The organism is Fructilactobacillus hinvesii (assembly GCF_024029435.1).
Classification (GTDB): domain Bacteria; phylum Bacillota; class Bacilli; order Lactobacillales; family Lactobacillaceae; genus Fructilactobacillus; species Fructilactobacillus hinvesii.
In genome coordinates this window covers 966425-984098 of sequence record NZ_CP097118.1, presented here as the reverse complement: position 1 = coordinate 984098, position 17674 = coordinate 966425, and the positions used below count along the sequence as shown (strand labels likewise).

21 protein-coding genes are annotated in these 17674 nt (G+C 37.6%); 16 read left to right on the top strand and 5 right to left on the bottom strand.

Annotated features, from left to right (window positions below; translation table 11 throughout):
- From M3M39_RS04885 to M3M39_RS04825, 13 genes are all read left to right on the top strand, one after another.
- Positions 1–837: a phage tail domain-containing protein gene (locus tag M3M39_RS04885; RefSeq protein WP_252796755.1), complete on the top strand. Its 837-nt coding sequence runs from the start codon at positions 1–3 to the stop codon at positions 835–837.
- Positions 838–849: 12 nt separating this feature from the next.
- A complete protein-coding gene (locus M3M39_RS04880) occupies positions 850–3567 on the top strand; it encodes a MucBP domain-containing protein (RefSeq protein ID WP_252796754.1) in 2718 nt (905 codons plus the stop codon).
- A complete protein-coding gene (locus M3M39_RS04875) occupies positions 3560–4630 on the top strand; it encodes a phage tail protein (protein WP_252796753.1) in 1071 nt (356 codons plus the stop codon). Before M3M39_RS04880 ends, M3M39_RS04875 begins: the two co-directional genes overlap by 8 nt.
- A gap of 11 nt (positions 4631–4641) precedes the next feature.
- Positions 4642–5157, top strand: coding sequence for a hypothetical protein (locus tag M3M39_RS04870; protein ID WP_252796752.1), 516 nt, complete (start codon positions 4642–4644; stop codon positions 5155–5157).
- A 16-nt stretch (positions 5158–5173) separates the two neighbouring features.
- Positions 5174–5329 carry a hypothetical protein gene (locus M3M39_RS04865; RefSeq protein WP_252796751.1) on the top strand — a complete coding sequence of 52 codons (156 nt, stop codon included), beginning with the start codon at positions 5174–5176 and terminating at the stop codon, positions 5327–5329.
- Positions 5330–5340: 11 nt separating this feature from the next.
- The gene (locus M3M39_RS04860; RefSeq protein ID WP_252796750.1) at positions 5341–5832 is read left to right on the top strand and encodes a hypothetical protein; all 492 of its coding nucleotides are present in this window, start codon (positions 5341–5343) and stop codon (positions 5830–5832) included.
- 15 nt (positions 5833–5847) lie between these two features.
- Positions 5848–6210, top strand: a complete 363-nt coding sequence (locus M3M39_RS04855; protein WP_252796749.1) for a hypothetical protein — start codon at positions 5848–5850, stop codon at positions 6208–6210.
- Complete coding sequence (locus M3M39_RS04850; RefSeq protein WP_252796748.1) at positions 6203–6355, top strand: hypothetical protein; 153 nt, start codon at positions 6203–6205, stop codon at positions 6353–6355. The genes M3M39_RS04855 and M3M39_RS04850 overlap by 8 nt, the downstream gene beginning before the upstream one ends.
- A 46-nt stretch (positions 6356–6401) precedes the next feature.
- Positions 6402–6707, top strand: a complete 306-nt coding sequence (locus M3M39_RS04845) for a hypothetical protein (protein ID WP_252796747.1) — start codon at positions 6402–6404, stop codon at positions 6705–6707.
- Positions 6697–6969, top strand: coding sequence for a phage holin (locus tag M3M39_RS04840; RefSeq protein ID WP_252796746.1), 273 nt, complete (start codon positions 6697–6699; stop codon positions 6967–6969). The genes M3M39_RS04845 and M3M39_RS04840 overlap by 11 nt, the downstream gene beginning before the upstream one ends.
- Positions 6953–7879 carry an N-acetylmuramoyl-L-alanine amidase gene (locus tag M3M39_RS04835; RefSeq protein WP_252796745.1) on the top strand — a complete coding sequence of 309 codons (927 nt, stop codon included), beginning with the start codon at positions 6953–6955 and terminating at the stop codon, positions 7877–7879. Before M3M39_RS04840 ends, M3M39_RS04835 begins: the two co-directional genes overlap by 17 nt.
- Before the next feature lie 605 nt (positions 7880–8484).
- Positions 8485–8685 carry a hypothetical protein gene (locus tag M3M39_RS04830; protein WP_252796744.1) on the top strand — a complete coding sequence of 67 codons (201 nt, stop codon included), beginning with the start codon at positions 8485–8487 and terminating at the stop codon, positions 8683–8685.
- A gap of 116 nt (positions 8686–8801) precedes the next feature.
- On the top strand, positions 8802–9734 hold the full coding sequence (locus M3M39_RS04825; RefSeq protein ID WP_252796743.1) for an MFS transporter: 933 nt from the start codon (positions 8802–8804) through the stop codon (positions 9732–9734).
- Between the two features lie 37 nt (positions 9735–9771).
- On the opposite strand, the gene M3M39_RS04820 is transcribed toward M3M39_RS04825, so the two are convergent.
- The gene (locus M3M39_RS04820; protein WP_252796742.1) at positions 9772–11481 is read right to left on the bottom strand and encodes an Rqc2 family fibronectin-binding protein; all 1710 of its coding nucleotides are present in this window, start codon (positions 11479–11481) and stop codon (positions 9772–9774) included.
- A gap of 129 nt (positions 11482–11610) precedes the next feature.
- Here M3M39_RS04820 and M3M39_RS04815 point away from each other — a divergent pair, with 129 nt between their 5' ends.
- Positions 11611–12039 (top strand): MarR family winged helix-turn-helix transcriptional regulator, encoded by a 429-nt coding sequence (locus tag M3M39_RS04815; RefSeq protein ID WP_252796741.1) that lies wholly within the window; start codon positions 11611–11613, stop codon positions 12037–12039.
- A gap of 1 nt (position 12040) precedes the next feature.
- A complete protein-coding gene (locus tag M3M39_RS04810; RefSeq protein WP_252796740.1) occupies positions 12041–12910 on the top strand; it encodes a DegV family protein in 870 nt (289 codons plus the stop codon).
- A 312-nt stretch (positions 12911–13222) separates the two neighbouring features.
- Here the strand turns inward: M3M39_RS04810 and M3M39_RS04805 are convergent, their stop codons facing one another.
- Positions 13223–13780, bottom strand: coding sequence for a TetR/AcrR family transcriptional regulator (locus M3M39_RS04805; RefSeq protein ID WP_252796739.1), 558 nt, complete (start codon positions 13778–13780; stop codon positions 13223–13225).
- 144 nt (positions 13781–13924) lie between these two features.
- On the opposite strand from M3M39_RS04805, the gene M3M39_RS04800 reads away from it, so the two are divergent.
- Complete coding sequence (locus M3M39_RS04800) at positions 13925–15670, top strand: MFS transporter (RefSeq protein WP_252796738.1); 1746 nt, start codon at positions 13925–13927, stop codon at positions 15668–15670.
- Between the two features lie 6 nt (positions 15671–15676).
- Here M3M39_RS04800 and M3M39_RS04795 read toward each other — a convergent pair whose 3' ends face one another.
- From M3M39_RS04795 to M3M39_RS04785, 3 genes are all read right to left on the bottom strand, one after another.
- Positions 15677–15988: a hypothetical protein gene (locus tag M3M39_RS04795; protein WP_252796737.1), complete on the bottom strand. Its 312-nt coding sequence runs from the start codon at positions 15986–15988 to the stop codon at positions 15677–15679.
- Between the two features lie 31 nt (positions 15989–16019).
- A complete protein-coding gene (locus M3M39_RS04790; RefSeq protein ID WP_252796736.1) occupies positions 16020–16604 on the bottom strand; it encodes a hypothetical protein in 585 nt (194 codons plus the stop codon).
- 133 nt (positions 16605–16737) lie between these two features.
- Positions 16738–17640 (bottom strand): XRE family transcriptional regulator, encoded by a 903-nt coding sequence (locus M3M39_RS04785; RefSeq protein WP_252796735.1) that lies wholly within the window; start codon positions 17638–17640, stop codon positions 16738–16740.
- Between the last annotated feature and the right edge of the window lie 34 nt (positions 17641–17674).

The window sequence follows — 17674 nt, the reverse complement described above, 5'->3', positions numbered from 1 at the left end:
ATGAATCCAGAATTATATTTAATGATTGATGGGAAACCTGAGTTTAACATCAAGGACAAGCTGCCAATTATGGATTTTATGGGTTGTGATTCTGACGATCCAGCAATAGTTAATAATTATCAAAATTATGCTGGATTAGACGGCAGTCTGTTCACTAGCTCTTCCATTCAAAAGAATTCAGTAAATTTAAGATTTTTATTTCATTACGATAACTTCCAGGATTATAGAAGCAGGATTTACTTAATTAATCAGTTTTTTCATCAGAAAAAGATTTATAGAATCAGAACTAATTCGGAACCTGATTTGGTAATGTTTTGTCGGCCAACTACTTTTCAGATTAAACCGATAGATAACGGTAGCCATGACTGTACAATTGTTATTCCGATGGAAAATCCCAGCGGTTATCGCTATTCACGCTTTGACTCTTTGTCACAGCAGGATTTATGGGATGATTTTCCTTTAGGTTGGGACATTCCGGTCATGACTGCGAATGACTTCATTTTTACTGACAAGTTCAACTTTAAGTTAATGAATCCGAGTGGGGTTCCGATTGATCCATATTATGAACATCACGATTTAAAAATCCATATGAGCTGGGTTGGCCCATTTATTAAGCTCAATAACTGGACTAACAATACCAGCTACACGTATTTTAAAAAGAACGATGGCACTAATAATCTGGTACTTGATGGGATTAATACCTACGCCAACGGAACCCAGGATAGTATTAATAGTGATTACGGGAATTTACAGTTGGAACCGGGCTTTAATGCAATTACAGTTAATGGTTGTTCATCATGTAAAATTAAATTTGAATTCCCGTTCATTTACGTTTAAGGAGGTGTTTAATTGGCTTCGAGATATAGACAGAAATTTCACTACACAGATACGGAAGGAGTCGGGAACGATACTCAGACCATGTTCATGGGTCAAGATGGCTATTATCATTTCTACTTTCTGAAAAATGACACTGACGAATACAACTCACACAGTAACCACTGGCATCACATCCGAACTAAAGACCTAAATCACTACGAGGACGTTGGTGAAGCAATTACAAGCTACAACGGAATTTGGGGCCAAGTATGGACTGGATCCATCATTGATAATTCTCGCGGTTTCTTTTCTGACCTACCTAAAAACGTAACGACAAAAGTGGCCATTTTTACTTCGCCCGATGACAACGACGGAGGAAAGCAAAAGCAATACATGGCCTACTCCACGGATGATGGGTACTCGTTTAAACCATACTTAGATCATCCCGTTTATGGGTTGCCGGATGGGGGACCGATAAACAGTGAAGGAGATTGCCGGGATCCCCATATTTTTTACAATGACAAAATTCAATCGCTTGAAGTGCTGCTAGCCGAAGGAGACAAGATTGGTTTTTATGTTTCTAAAGATGGCCAACGGTTCAACTACATTGGCTGTGTGACAATCAACACTGACAAAGTGTTCCTGGGGATGATTGAATGCCCGAACCTCATTCGGCTAAAAGATTCGGCTGATGGATCCATGCACTCATTTCTGTGCTTTGGTGGGAATCCTGGTAATGGTCACACGATGGGAACGTATGCGATTGAAGTCAAAGAGAATAGTTCGGTTTCTGGAGGAATTCTGGAACCACTTGATGGTCAGCAATTCGATGATCATTTTCCTAGTTTTAAAATGACAAGTTGGGACCGCATTACTAGGTTAGATGAAGGGTCTGACTATTACGGGGCCAACTTTATGAGTTTGCCAGACCCGTTTAATTCAATTCATGATAACGATGATAGTTTTAACCAGGTGATTGGGAATGCTTGGTTGGGTAACTGGGAAACAAGTACCGTGTCGGTTAAAAACGGGGACCCAACATTAGCTTCTAGTGGTTGTACTAGCTTCCACATTTTTAAAGTGGTCAATGGCCAACTGGAAATTTCTCTAGTACCAGTGATTGATTATGATTTTAGCCAAGTTAATCATTACAGCGGAACTGCTAATCAGCAGGCATTGAAAATTCCGAAAGCTGACAATTTAGCTCAAATTCTCAACGTAAGTTACTCAAATGATGGAAAGAAACTAACCGGACAAATTTCATTAGACGCCTATGTTGACGACGGTGACTGTACGTTGATCATTAACTTTGATGAGAACTACTATTCAATCCAACGAAAGGGTGGCTCATATAGCAATGAATCTCCACGAGCTTACAGTGCTATTTATCGATATCCGCTTAATCTCCCGGATCCGACTAAGTTGGACTTTGATATCCGGACCGACACGCAAAGCTATGAGCTAGTTCTGAACCAAAAGCGGGTCTATTCAGCAGTTCGTTATACTTTAAGCGCAGCGCAGTGGTATACCGTGTACGCCAACAGCAATGCCAGCGGTATGTTTCGAATTACACAGCATCTTTTCGAAAGACCTGACTATGGCTATTTGCACGTGCGGTACGTGGACCAAGATAATCAAATTTTAGGCAATGTGCTTTCCATAACCGGAAAAATCGGGGACTTCTACTCCACAAAACAAGAAGCTTTTGAAGGATATGAATTTACCTTTGTTTTAGGGATTCCAAACGGAGTTTACAGAGAGGGTGTAGAAAACGTAGTCTACCATTATCGGAAAATTGAACCGAAACCGGTACTGCCAACTTCATTTCAGATTCCCGACCCGGATAACAGTCAACCTAGCGCTTTAAAGCAAGCTTTAGATGCCAACTACCTCTATTTCGGAATGGATGTCTCAATGGCCACTAAAGACAACCCGTGGGCTTCAGTTCCGGTTCTTTGCAAGTCTACCAATGGCATTAATTTTTCATTAATCAAGAAGTTTCCTAGGTTAGACTTGCGAGACGGCTTCATGATTAAATACGGAGATTGGTACTACCTAACCGGGACCTTGGACTTAATGCGAACTAAAGATTTTATACACTTTGAACGCATTAAGAATGGTCTTAACCAGCGGGATGATTTGAAATTTGTTTGGGCATCGGAACTTTTTGCAGATAGAGACCATAACTGGCACATCATTTGCACTGCTACATCAGCCTATCGGAATAACGACATTTTTAACGGCCGGCGCTTCGTCTTTATCGCCGACATTGATTTAGAATCCGGTGTCGTTAGCAATGAGTGGCAAGAATTAGATGTTGATTGTGGCAGCGATATTGATGCCTCAATGCACTACATCAATGGCCGGTATTATCTCTTTATGAGCCGTAATCACGTTTATGTAAGTGACAGCTTACATGGCAAATTCATTCGGTTAAGTACCAATCTCGATGGGAATTATAACGCTTGGTACGAAGAGGGCCCTGAATTAGTTCAAGCAGGTGGGAACGTTTATCTTTACTACGATCGGATTTGGAGTAATCAAGGCCAGGCCTGGAACTCTCATTATTTACGCCGCCAGGCATTGAATTCGGAACTTACACAATGGAGTGATCCAGTCTCCACTGTTGGACCTTTCTTATTGCGGCACGGTTCCTTTCTATACAATGACTTGGCAAATCTGAATCAGTGTGAATACTTTCCGGAGATTGACCTTAACTCTTCGTTAGGAACGAAGGTGCGTCATGGATGATTTATTAGTCAAAGGAAAATTAAACGACCAAACATTTGAAACGAAATTGAGTTGCGTCTTGCGCAACTCTTTTTATTTACAGTGGGAACTTAACGGTACGTATCAATTGCAGCTGGTTGCGCTTGACGACCAGCAAATGGACTATGAGTTGTTGGAGCCAGAGGCCTCATTGTTCTTTCAAGGTCAGGAGTACCTCATCAAGCAGGTTCAATCCGATTACAGTAATGGTCTGAATACCAAAACAGTTAACGCTACTCATGTGTCCAAAGAATGCCAATGGTTTCGACAGCGGGAAACTCGGAACGGGGTCATAACTTATTCTCCAGCTGATGTACTTGGCTTTGTGTTCAATGGAAATGTGGCCGGTTTTAGTTTTGAAGTGCTTAGCAGTTTCCCAACCAAGCAAATTGAAAATTTTGGAAACGTTAGTGGCCAAGAAGCCCTTAACAAATTAATTGAGGTTTGGCCCGACGCTGTAATTGTTCCGGATAATCGTCATATCAAAGTTTATAGCCGGAACGATTTTGAAATTAATCGTGGCCATCGAATTGATTATCAGGCAAACGCATCAGATATTAAAATTACCTATGATTCAACCTCACTGTCTAATCAGGTTTGGTGTATCGGAAAAGCAAAAGATAAAGCCGAGGGAGCACCCGACAATGCGCCCATTGAATACTTTTTCGATCCGTTCTTAGTAACCATTCCTGATTCCATTAACAAGTATGGGATTCACGAAATTGCCACCATTAGCGATGAGCGATTTACAAATCCGGAATCAATGCGCAACTATGCAAAGAGTCAGCTCCAGCCGGAACCTAGTTTTACGATTGAGATTACTAATGACTATCAATTTCAACCATTTCAAGGAGATTTAGTCAGATTAGAAATCCGGCCGGCTAAATTTATCACTAACTTGGCCACCGTGGGTTTTCAATATTACCCACCCGGATTTAATGATCCAGGGCAGCCAACCCAGCTGACCTTGAATAGCACGCCAAAAACAATTTTGGACTATCAAAATTACACTAATGGTCGTATTAATAGTAAATCCCATCAATAGGAGGTTACAAAATGGAAAAAGATTTTAGTCACATTGACCCAGTTGATCCGAATAACACTTCGCTTGTTTACGGCAACATGGCTACGTTTATTAGTCAGTGGAGATCCAAAATGTATGGGTCCGACGTTCGTGAAGCAGGAGCTAGATGTTGGGAAAATTTGACCGTTGAAATGGTGCAGTTTGCTGCGTTGCAGCACAAGTTAGAAAAACGCACTACTGATTTGGAGCATCGCTTTGATAATGCTTTAAATTCGTTGATGCAAGACGCGGAAGTTAAAGATGCTCGCATTAACGGAAATGGCGAAGTTTATCCAACTTTAAAATCAAGGTTAGATCATGATTTTGACAATTCTGGGAAAATTGGCATGGGCATTGGTTCTGACTCATTTGATAACACTGCTCTATTTGTGAAGAATGTTGACAGCAAAACAGACAAATTTTTTACAAAATTAACGGGAACGAATGGTTTGCACAAAATGCCAGTTGGAATTGAAACAATTGATCTGGCAGATTTAGATTTTAAATAATGGGGGGTTACTAGCTATGGAAGAATTTCAAATCGTAGTTATTACACAAAAGAAAAAGGACGGTAGCGAGCAAGACGAACAAGTGTTGCCACAAACTTCTATTAAAGCTGTAATTGGGCTAGATGATAGGCTTCAAAAAATTGAACGAGCTATTGGGCTCAGAAAGGACTAAAAATGGCTGAAATGCGGACAATGTTTAATAGCAACAATGGGGAAGCAATACATTTAGAGACTGAAATTGCCCAAATTGTTGATTTCCCAGATGTTATAAAAAAGACGGATTTAATGAATACCGGTTGGAAAACTGGTGGACTCAACTTTGGCCCACAAGTAACGGATTCAACTCAATTGAATTGGCGTGTTCGGAAAGAAAATGGAGTAATCTATTTTGACTTATCCGGAAGAGCTAAGGTTACTAAATATTTCTTCGCACAACGGGGATGGGAAGATGGTCAGTTGCTGTGGTTCCCTGATAGTCTGATTGACGATTCACTGGGTGTACAACGAATGACATGTAGCATTGCTGGCTACAATGGTGAATTCTGGGTCCGCTCTTGGGATAGAAGAATTGTGTTAGACACATCTTGGGGAAATGCAGTGGGCTTTAAACCTGAATACATTGGCGATGAAGTCACTGTCGAAATTAACGGAAGCTGTCATCTAGTTTACAGCTAGAAAGGAGGAACAGTAATGCAAGTTTATATTAAATATGACAAATATACCTACGCCGTCACTGATTTCAGCTCAACTGAGCAGACAGATATGTATCCGGCCAATGTTCCTAGTGATTTCCAAGATATTTTTGCAGACAATTTTAAACTATTTAATTTTGTTCCAGCTAATGCAGGTGTCGGCACGGTGCTGCCACAAGATTTTGATGAAATTCAAAATGTAATTGCTAGTGTTAAGTTATCAAAATTAGCGCAAGGTCATGCTACTGCTAATAATACAATTTCCACATTAGTTTTTACGGTATCGCAGCAGGGAGCTCAAATTAGTAGCTTGCAAAAAGAAGTTGCTGAACTAAAGAAGGGTGGTTCTACTAATGGATAATTTTCCGAGTTTTGAAATGATTCAGCAGTATGAAGACTATTTTAGCAGCGACCAACTGCTATGGTTCCGTGACAACGGCAATCTTACTGATGATCAATACCAGCAAATTCTCAAAGAAAAACACGGCAAAGAAGCATCCGTCTAATTGTTAAATTAAGCGGATGCTTTTAATTTGGAAAGGTGGCGATGAAATGACAATCTTTGGGCTAACTATTGAGGATTGGGCTAGCGTCATGGGAATTTTGACCGTGCTAGGTGGTGGGCTGACATTCTTAGTCAAAAAACTATTGGTAGAACCAACAAATCGCAGCACGGACGCGTTGAGAAATTCTAATGAAGCACTTAGCGAGTCTATCGACAAGTTGGGGAAGAGTTTAGATAATTATCAAAAACACACGGATGCAACTCTACAAGCGCACCAGCTTCAATTACAAGAACACGCAATTAAGATTCATCATTTGGAAGCAGATGTTGGGAGTGAACACATTGACAAATAAAGGAAAACTAAGACAGTGGCTTGAACGTACGGCCATTGTTAGTAGTGACGGGAAAGTAGACGGGTCAGTCGTTCTGAACCTTGTTCTACTTTTTTTATTACTTGCACAGCAAATTTGCAACGCCTTTGGGGTTGAATTACCAATTCATCAAGACCAAGTCGTTGGTGTTTTAGGCACAATTCTAACTATTGGCGTCATGCTTGGCGTTGTTTATGATTACAACGGAAATCAAGGGGGACCAAAAAATGGAAACAAAAACTAAAGTAGTTTCAACGCTCGCAGTTCTGTCTGCGGGCTTTTTATTTGCACTTGTACCGGCCAATACTAAGGCTGCTACTGTGGACTACACTTATTCGTTAGGTACTGGTGAAGGTTCTAGCCAACCAACCACTAACAAAACCATCATTGCCCACGAAACTGGGACACCAAATGCTAGTGCACAGAACAATGCAGCTTTTGAAAAGCGTACCTGGTACTCAAACGGAGCCTACGTTGCTTATATCGTGGGAAATGCCAATGATGGTACACCTGGTCACATTTATCAAGTGGGACAACCTGGTTACGTTCAATGGGGAGCCGGAACGTGGGCTAACGCTAACTCACCTGTACAAATTGAATTAGCAGAAACTGACAACTACGAGGATTTCAAAGTAAACTACGCTACGTACATCAATCTCATCCGTGATAGTGCTAACGCCTATGGGATCCCGCTAACCGTTGATGATGGGAACTACTGGGGCGTTAAGAGCCACAACTGGATTTCAAACAACATTTGGGGTGACCACACAGACCCGTATGGCTACTTATCAAAGATGGGAATTACACCAGCACAGTTTGCTCACGACGTTGAGAATGGCGTAAGTGATTCAACACCTAGCCAACCTGTGCCAGCGCCAAAACCGTCGCAACCTAGCCGGCCATCACAGCCGCGTGCACAATCTTATACGTCTGAAGATGGTACATTCGTGAATGGTGATACACCAATCAACGTTCACAGTGCACCGAATGTTGAATCATCCGTAACCGGCCAATTGCCAGCATGGTATTCACTTGTTTACTATGGATACGTAGTTAATGATGGCTACGTTTGGATCGTCTACACGAGTTACAATGGGACACGCTATTGCCCGGTTCGTCCAGTTGGTCAAGCTGCCTGGGGAACGTTCTACTAAAATAATTAATAATAAGACCCGATCATCTTTAATTAGATGGTCGGGCCTTTTTTATTTTGGTTTACGGTTTAAACGAAAAAATGTAGAGTAAATTTACGGAAAATTTGAAATAAGTCAAAAATAAATCAAAAGTATTTAACTTACTCTCCCAAGGGATTAGGGAATTATCAAATGGAAATCAAACATAAAAGTGAAAATATCCTGCAGATAAATTTATAAAGAAGTTTGCTAATTTTTGTTGACTTTACACGCTTTAGCGTGTAATATAATAGTTGTAGTAAGGGAGGTGATGACTATGACCTCTAAAAAGAAAAAGAGCCCTAAATTAAAGGAAATTGAAATAACAATTAACATTCCTCTAATTGTAAAGCTCAGATTCGTTTTTAGATAGTAGTTACCACAAGGAGGACTCGACCTCCTCCTTGCTACGTTTTTATTATAACAGAAAAAAAGAGAGGATGAGAGGAAATGAAGTTTAAACCTAGAAAATGGGTAGGAAAACATTTTGAAATAACAGTTGAACCACAGAAATTTAGTTGGCATGGACTGGCTGAACTATTTGGATTGATAGGATTAATCATTCTACTCTTTAGGTGGTTATTAAAATGACGTTATCCAATTCCAGAAGAAAAGCTAACAAAAAATGGGACGAAGCAAACAAAATTAGAAAACAATATATCAACAAACGTTCGACTACTAAGAGCTTCATTTTAAAATTGGCCACTGAAGATGATTTGGTCGATATAGAAAAATACATCGCTGAGCGTAGAACGAATTTAAACACAACAGAAAAAGAGGACGACTAATGTCATCCTCTTTTAGTTTGCTTACCGACTTTTTACCGACTTTTTTTGGTAATTTATGAAAATAAGTGAAACTACTAATTTTATTAATGCCTCTATATCAACGATTTTGGCAATCTATGGAACTACATGTTAATTATCATTTAATTGTCCCACAATTAATCATTTTTAGTTCAGCTATTTTAGAAGGAATTGGAAATGCACTTTTAAGTGGCTCTGATACGGCATATTTTTTTGAAGCATTACGAAATCATCATGAGGGTAATTATTATGATCGAATTAGAGGACAAGTTCAGTTAATTACAGCATTAGCAACTGGGATTGCAACTTTTATTGGTGGCTTTTTATTTCATTATAATTTTACGTGGCCTTATTTTGCACAAACAGGCTTCTTACTTGGAACGATACTGTTAATTAGTAAATTACCTAATGAAGCTAAATCCGCGCGTAATTTAAGAGCAACCAATTTTTGGCAACCATTAGTGGTTTTTCGTGCCATGCTTAGTAGTGGGAACATTTTAGTTACCTTTTTACTAACTGGAATGATTACAGCAATTGTAAATGCAATTTTCACTTTTATGCCCCAGACAATTGCTAAAATGGGGTTTTCTGCAACTTCTAATGGCTTAATCTTTATGTTATTTAGTTTTGCTGGTGGATTAGTAGCTACGCAATCATATCGCATTTTAGACTGGAAAATCACCAGGATAATGCTGTTCATAATTGTGATGATTAGCGTTAGTTTTTTACTACAAATCCAACCAATGTCATGGTTGTTTATCATTGGTCTAGGTATTTTGTATATTACAGTTGATTTTCTTGATCCACTTGTAATGACCATCTTAAATCAATGGGTTCAGGATCGAGAGCGCGCTACGTTTTTATCTGGTCTAGCTTTTTTAATTACAATTTTAACCGTAATTTTTAATCCGCTCATTAGTTTATTACTGACAAGATTGGGAGTAATTACAATGCTAGGCATTGTTGCTGGATTTACAATTTTGTCAATCCTATTTTTAATTTTAATGGACCATCAAGATAAACTGAAATAACCCAATGCTATTGTCTTAGCATTGGGTTATTTCAGTGTTATTTAGCGTTTTGACGTAACTGTTCCACTAAGGTTTGACTAGGGGTAACATAGACCGTCTTTTGACCGGTATAATGAACCAATCCCGGTTTAGCTCCATTAGGCTTTTTGACTCTTTTTACCAAATCATAGTCAACGGGAACATTTGCTGAATTGCGTGCTTTGGAAAAGTAGGCTGCTAGATTAGCAGCTTCTAAAATAGTTTTTTCACTAGGTGAAAATGAACGAATAATCACGTGAGAGCCGTGAATGTTTTGGGTATGCAACCAAGTTTCTCGTTTATCGGCTGTTTTTAAGGTTAATTTATCATTTTGTAAATTGTTTTTACCAACTAAAATTACGGTACCATCACTAGCTACAAATTTTTCTGGCTGACTAACCATAACTTTCTTTGTTGTTTTTTTTGTCTTACGTTTCAAATAACCAGCTTGTTGTAATTCAGTTTTAATATCTGCTAAATTTTCAGGATTAGCTAATTCAATTTGACTCTCAATATTTTCAAAGTAATCAATTTCAACGTGAGTATTTTGAAGCTGCTCTTGAATGTATTTGCCAGCGTTTTTTTTCTTTTGGAATTGTTTAAAGTACCACTGTGCATTAGCCGATGGAGAAAGATCTACTTTTAAGTTAATCTCAATTGGTTGGTTGTTATCGTAAAAGTTAGGTAATGAAACTTGCTTCATCCCTGGTTTAACTTGATGTAAATAGGTCATCAATACTTCACCCTTAATTCGGTATTGGTCCGCATTAGTGGCATCTTTGGCATCTTTTTCTAAACGCTTAATTTTTTTGCGATTCTTTTTTAGCTCATTTCTCGTAACTTGAATTAATTGAGCACCTTGCTCACGAACTCGTTCTCTCTGGACCTTGGTTTGAAAGAAATGATCCAGCATCGTGCTCAAAGAAGAAAAATGCTGCTCGGTTTGCAAAGGAGGGTAGGGAAAGGGGGCAAACCCTAACTTACCCTGCTGGGTGAGGGTAGTTACGGGGGTAGGACGATCAAATTGATTCCAAAAATGATTGTATTTAGTTTGTAAATCTTCACCTGGTTGGTGTAAAGCAGCAGCTAAAACTAAAGAAGTATCAGTTCCCAATCCTTGTAATGATTTTCGTAGTTCACCTGCCAATACTTCAGCATTGGGAAAGTCGTGATTTAATTGTTCGATTAAATTCATGTTTGTTAGTTTAAAGGGGTCGATTAAATCTTGTTGTGGTGGATTTACGTATTTTGAACCAGGTAAAATGGTTCGAAAGCGATTTTTATCAGGACCAATGCGCTTGATGGCATCAATAATATTTCTATTTTGAGCTTCCACTAACATAATATTGCTGTGGCGGGCCATGATTTCAATTACCAGGACTAGTTCTTCTAAATCCCCAATTTCATTCCTAGTATTAATGTGAATGTGAACGATACGATCATTATCAACCTGATGAATTTGCTTAATAAAACTACCCTGTAAGTGTTTTCTTAGCGTCATGGTAAAGGTATTAGGCGTTCGAGGATTTTGAAACGGAATGCTAGTTGTTTGGATTCTAGCATAAGTGGGGTTGGCTGATAATAAGACTTGATAGTTATGATGTTGAGAACGAACCGTCACAATGATTTCATTGGGATATGGTTCACTAATCTTTGTGATGCGTCCTCCAATGAGTACAGAATTTAATTCATTCACCATTGCATGAGTAAAGGATCCGTCAAATGACATAGTTTGTCTCCTTCTAAATTTAACGTTATTTTAAGTATATCTTATAAAGGCAGTTGCGAACAGTAATAAGGAAAAGGTTAATTTTGTAGTAGGCAATTAATGCTATAATGATTAGCGGAGGATTTAACAATGAAGAATAGTTTGGAAGCATTGCGTGCTGTCAGTAAAATTCATCAACACAATTTACAAATGATTACTAAAGCACATCATCTAACCATTTCAGAATGGCAGTTGCTAATAGCAATTAATTCCGGTAATGATACCCAAGAAAAATTGTCTCAAGCAATGAAATTAGATACATCAACGCTTTCTCGTCAGCTTAAACGATTGCTAGTAAAGGAAATGATTGATAAACATGCAGTTGGAGATGATCACCGTCAGTTAGTTTATCATTTGACGGAGCAGGGACAAACTGAATTAAACGATGTTAATGCTGCCTATGATCAATTACAACGACAAATCTTTTCTCAATGGACAACTGATGAATCTAATTTACTGAAAATTCTCTTAAACCGTTTAGAAACCAGTATGAAACGATTAGACAAACGAGGTGTATAGAATGAAAACCGCAATTGTGACCGATAGTACATGTTATCTTTCTCAAAAAGAAATTAAGAAGAATCATATTCATGTTATTCCATTAGACATTTTATTTGAATCAAGCCAATATTTGGAAAATGTAGACATAACTAGCAAAGATTTTTATCCAAAGCTTGCAGCCGTATCTCAGTTACCAACTACCTCACAACCAGCAACCGGAAGATTAATTGATTTATACAATAAATTAGCAAATGAAGGATATGAAAACGTTATCACAATTACACTTGCGGGGACTATTTCTGGATTCTATAACCAAATTATGAACATTGCTAGTACAATTACAAATATCCGAGTAATCCCATTTGATTCGGAGATTACATTGGGATTAATGGGAGATTTAGCAATTTATGCTGCTCAGTTAGCAGCTACTGATACCGATCCAGATACAATTATTTCTAAATTAAAGGAACAACGCGCAACCATTGATGAGCTATTTGTAGTTGATGATCTTAAAAATTTAGTTAAAGGCGGACGTTTATCCAATGCATCATCATTTATTGGTGGATTATTGAACATTAAACCAATTTTAACTTTTGATCGACAAACTGATGAAATTGTGGCATTTGAGAAAGTTCGAACTATGAAACGTGCATTAAAACGAGTTGAACATTTATTTAAAGAAAAAGCAGCTGATGTTGATTATCCGATTAAGGCATTTGTGTTTGATGCGAATGCAAACCAAGTTGGAAAGAAATGGTTAAAGCACCTTAAAAGTGAATTTCCAGAGGTTGAGTTTAGTCAAGCAGAGATTGGACCGGTAATCGGAACGCATTTGGGTTCTGGTGCGTTAGCTTTAGGTTGGGAACGAAAGATTAAAAATAACGATTAATCAAGAAGTAACAACGGATTTAAAATCCGTTGTTTTTTATTTAAAATCCGTATTTAGAAATAGGTAGTAAATAGCGAATTCGAAATCCCTTAATTACTTATTTAGTTTACATAATATATATTATACGAAGTAATTATATAATTAATAAAAATTAACACTATTAGCCAATTTAAGCTTCTCGTCTTTCCAAGCCATGAATTCATCGTAAATTAAGCATCAATTAAAAATTTTAAACAAATTCAGTTAATTTTGGCCCAATGGCCAATGGCCATTTGTTCAATTCCATTTTTAGCTCTTTTTAGCATTCTTCGTTTATTCGTTTAAACGTTGCAGTGCTTCTCCTAGCGTCTTTGCAATTACTGTTGGATCGTCCGGCGTTTCTTTAGCTAACCAATTAGAAATTAAATTCCAATACCCGCCTAAAAAGAAATCCATAATATATTGCGCTTCTTGCTGATTAACTTCACCATGCCATGCTACGTCAAACTTCCTATAAGCTTTCAGTGTGTCTGCTCGTCTTTGCTCTCTTCTTTTTAACGTTAACGGTAAAAACAGATTATTTTGAATTAAAACCGTAACTTTATCTCTTTTTTGATACCAAAAAGTAAACAAATTCAACAGCATCTGGTCAAAAGTTAACTGATCTGTGAATGTTGACCTTAAAAAAGCAAAATACTCTGCAAAAATTGCATCGCAGTACTCATCTAATAGTTCTTCTTTATGATTGAATAATCGATAAAATGTTCTTCTGGAAACATTAGCTTGAGCAGTAATGTCATTAATTGTGATTTTGTCATACGGCTTAGTTTTTAATTTAGTGAAAAATCCATTAATTAACCATTGTTTCGTCCGATCAGTTGTTTTGCTCATTTTTAGCTCCTTTTTAAGTCACAAATTAACGGTTTTTGTTTCATTTTTAGAATTATTATAGACTGATTCTCTTTTTTATAATATGCTTTTCCTGAAAAATGTCACTAGTGTGACAAAAATAAATAAAAAGGAGAAATTGTATTTATGAAAAAAGTAAGAACGGTTTTACCAATTTTAATTATTGTTAATATTCTTTGTATGATAGACACGTCCATTATGACGATCGTATTGCCAGAAATCCAAACTGCTTTTAGAACGAGCCTCAATAATTTATCCTGGGCTTTAAATATCTACACCATTATTTTTGCTAGTATGATCATTCCTTTTGGTCGACTCTCAGACAAGTTAGGTAAAAATAAATTTATCTTTACCGGGTTACTTATTTTTGGAATTGGGTCATTATTAACCGGAATTTCCCCCAATCTGCCCTTCATGCTCGTAGCACGAGGATTGCAAAGTCTTGGAGCCGCTATGATTATCCCAACCAGTATGGTAACTGCAATGGAATTAACAGATGATCATAATCGAAATAAAACAATTGGGATATTAGCTGGATCTCAAGGATTAGCCGTTGCATTAGGCCCGACAATTGGTGGATTAGTTGCTCAATTTTGGGGTTGGCGTTGGGTATTTTTCATTAATGTTCCAATTATCGTTGTGATCCTGCTTATTTTCAACCTAGTTTTACCACTTAAAAAAGAACTAATTCAGAAGACGGTTAACCTTGACTGGCTTGGAACAATCGTTAGTATGCTTGTTCTCTCTTCTTTTTCACTAGCATTGGTTCAAGGAAAAGACTGGGGCTGGGGTTCTTTTCCACTCATTAGTTTGTTATTAACTGCATTAGTAGCATTTATCGCATTCATTCTAATTGAAAATAAAGTTGCAAATCCCATGATTAACTTAGAGTTGTTCAAAGACCGCAACTTTACCGGATCTGCCCTTGCTTTGGTAATTTGTAATTATTTACTGGGGGGATTTGCAGTTATAATCCCCACTTTTTTAACCAAAGTCTATCATCATAGTGAGCTTTCAGCGGCACTATTAATCACTCCCTATTCGATTGCGGTCATGTTCTCAGTGATTTTTTCATCACTAGCTATCAAAAAAGTAAATAAAAAAATAATGCTCGCAACTGGATTTATTTTGATGGGAATTGCCTATTATCTGTTATCAAAATTAAACCTAGATCACGGTTCACTACCATTAATCTACGCCGGAATCGTGCTTGGAATTGGTTACGGAATCGTTGCTTCAACCGCAAATATCTTGGCAGCATCTAATTTCCATGGGCAATTATTAACTGATTCTAATAGTGTCGCTAACGTGTTAAGACAAGTCGGAATGGTGCTTGCAATTGCTATTTTTACTTCGTTATTAACCAACAATGTTAAAACGGCTAAGGCCAATTTAATCGAGTATGGTCATCGTCAAGTTGCTGAATTACAAATTCCTTCAGTAGCCAAACGTAAGCTTAACCAGACAATTAAACAAAAATTGAACCCTAATATTAATAACATCTCTCAGAACAAGGAAACGTTCAATAAAACCCATCTAACCATTCCCGCCCGTAAAATCCAGGCCTTGAAAGACCAAAATTACCAACTTGCAATTCAACAAACGGCCGCAACCAAAGGGATTACCTCCGATGAGCTTCCCGAACCCTTGAAAAAGCAGATTAAAATTAAGGTTGATCAAATTGTCGATCACAAAGTCAGAGCAGAAACTACTTTGATTAGCACAAGCATTGAGAATTTCGTCAAAAAATTCAAGAGAATGATTAAACATCAGCTTAAAGCGGCATTTTTAAAAGTATATAAGACAATGATCTGGATTCCATTTTTATCTCTATTGGTAATTCCTATTTTTCAATTCAAAAAAAGACATTAATCACTTTTAATGTCTTTCCTTTAACCATTTCCACGTTTGTCTGTAACCATCACCATAATCAATAATTTCTTGGAACCTACTCTGAAACAATGGATTTAACCATCTTAAAAGAATCCACATCATTTCCCAATGCCAACGGTAATGATGCCTAAATTGCCAATCTCGTTGGGCCTGTCTTTGCCCCAATTTCCAATCACTTTCCTGATTAGATGCTTGAGATTGTCGGTCATTCCCAGCTGGCGGTTGCTGAAAATGCCCCGCCTCGTATTCATGTTTCAACCAGTTATGAATGGCACTCCAGTTATGCTGATCTGCCATTACTAAATCCCTCCGATTCCAATTCTGCTTGTTAGACAATCCTTTTCTTCAATAAATAATAAATGGCAATTATGGCTGGAACCCCGGTTAGTAAACTAGTGCCAACTAACCAAATTAAATTAATTATCCACGTTTGACCCAATAATTTAGATGTAAAAATCTGATATAAGTAATAGAACGGAAACAACTGTTGGACCTTGGTAATCAATTGGATCCATTTACCACTAGCAAATTCATGAAACGGAATCAAAAAGAACATGACCAAAAACATTAAAAAGAAGCTTGTTGCATCTAAGGTTTGTACATCTAACCACTGACCGATTAAAAAGCCAAACAAACTTAAGTAAATCCCGATATAAAGCAATAAGCAAAAAACAATTAATAAGTTCCAGGATAAACCATAGTCTCCTAGGATCATACCGAAAATAAGAACTGCAACTGAAATGACAGCATTTAAAATGGTTTGTACCAAAATATCATCACTAAGCCACTTTTTAATACTATATGGTGATGTTTCAATTTGCAGTAAATAAAAATCATTCGTGTAATTGACCGATTTAGCAAATGTAACCAAGGAATTGCCGGCAATTCCAGCTAAAATTGCACAAGTAACCATCAATAATGAATTAGACGCTATTTGAGCATAATTATGATTAAGTAATCGAATCAAGATGTACCATAAAATTGGAATTATCAAGGTAAAAAAGATAAAGCGTCGATTACGAAAGGTCATTTTCAGGATTAAATAGTTATTCATACGAAACCTCCGGTGTTTGATTATGCTGGCGATACCAAGTATCCAAATTCTGATTATGGGCATGAATCGTGGCTACCCGTTCGTCTGCGGTGATGACTCCCTCTCTTAACAACAAGACCCGATCAAAATAATGGTCAATCTGATTAAAATCATGTGTAATCACCAGCGTTGCTCCGGTAATTTGGTCGAGATGCTGCCAAAAACGATCAATTGTTTCTAAGTCCATACCAACGGTTGGTTCATCAAAAATAAATAATTGAGCAGGTTTAATCACAGTTAATAAAAACATCAATTTTCGTTTTTGTCCCCCGGACAATGAACCAATTACCTGGTTTCGCTGGTCCCATAAATTTGCCCTTTTTAGTAATTCCGGAACGTCAACCGTTTTTAATTGGGAAATACTAACTTCCAATTCGATCATTTCTTGCACGCGCATAGGGCCAATTAAAACGTTTTGCTGTGGCATTAAACTAAACTCTAGTTGCGGTTGGTAATTACGCTGAATAGTTCCAGAATCTGGTCTTATTCGCCCTGCAATTAAGTTAACTAACGTCGTTTTTCCGGCTCCGTTACTTCCTAATAACGCTACCCGTTCATGATTATGTAAACTAAAACTGACATCCCTTAAAATTGGCTGCTGATATTTCTTCCTGATTTTCGATAATGTTAATATCGATGCTTGGTGCATTGGATGATTTAAAACCAAATAATCTAAATCGACGTTAAAAATTTGACTTAGTTGAACCAATTTATCTAAATCCGGCTCTGCTTCTCCATTTTCCCATTTCGAGATTGCCTGTCTGGACACAAATAAACGTTCTGCTAATTTAGCTTGTGACAACTGCTGCTTTTGGCGTAAGCGAATAATCTGCTTCCCTAATGAATTATTTTGCATGGTTCGTTCCTTCCTGCATTAATAAATTTAAACT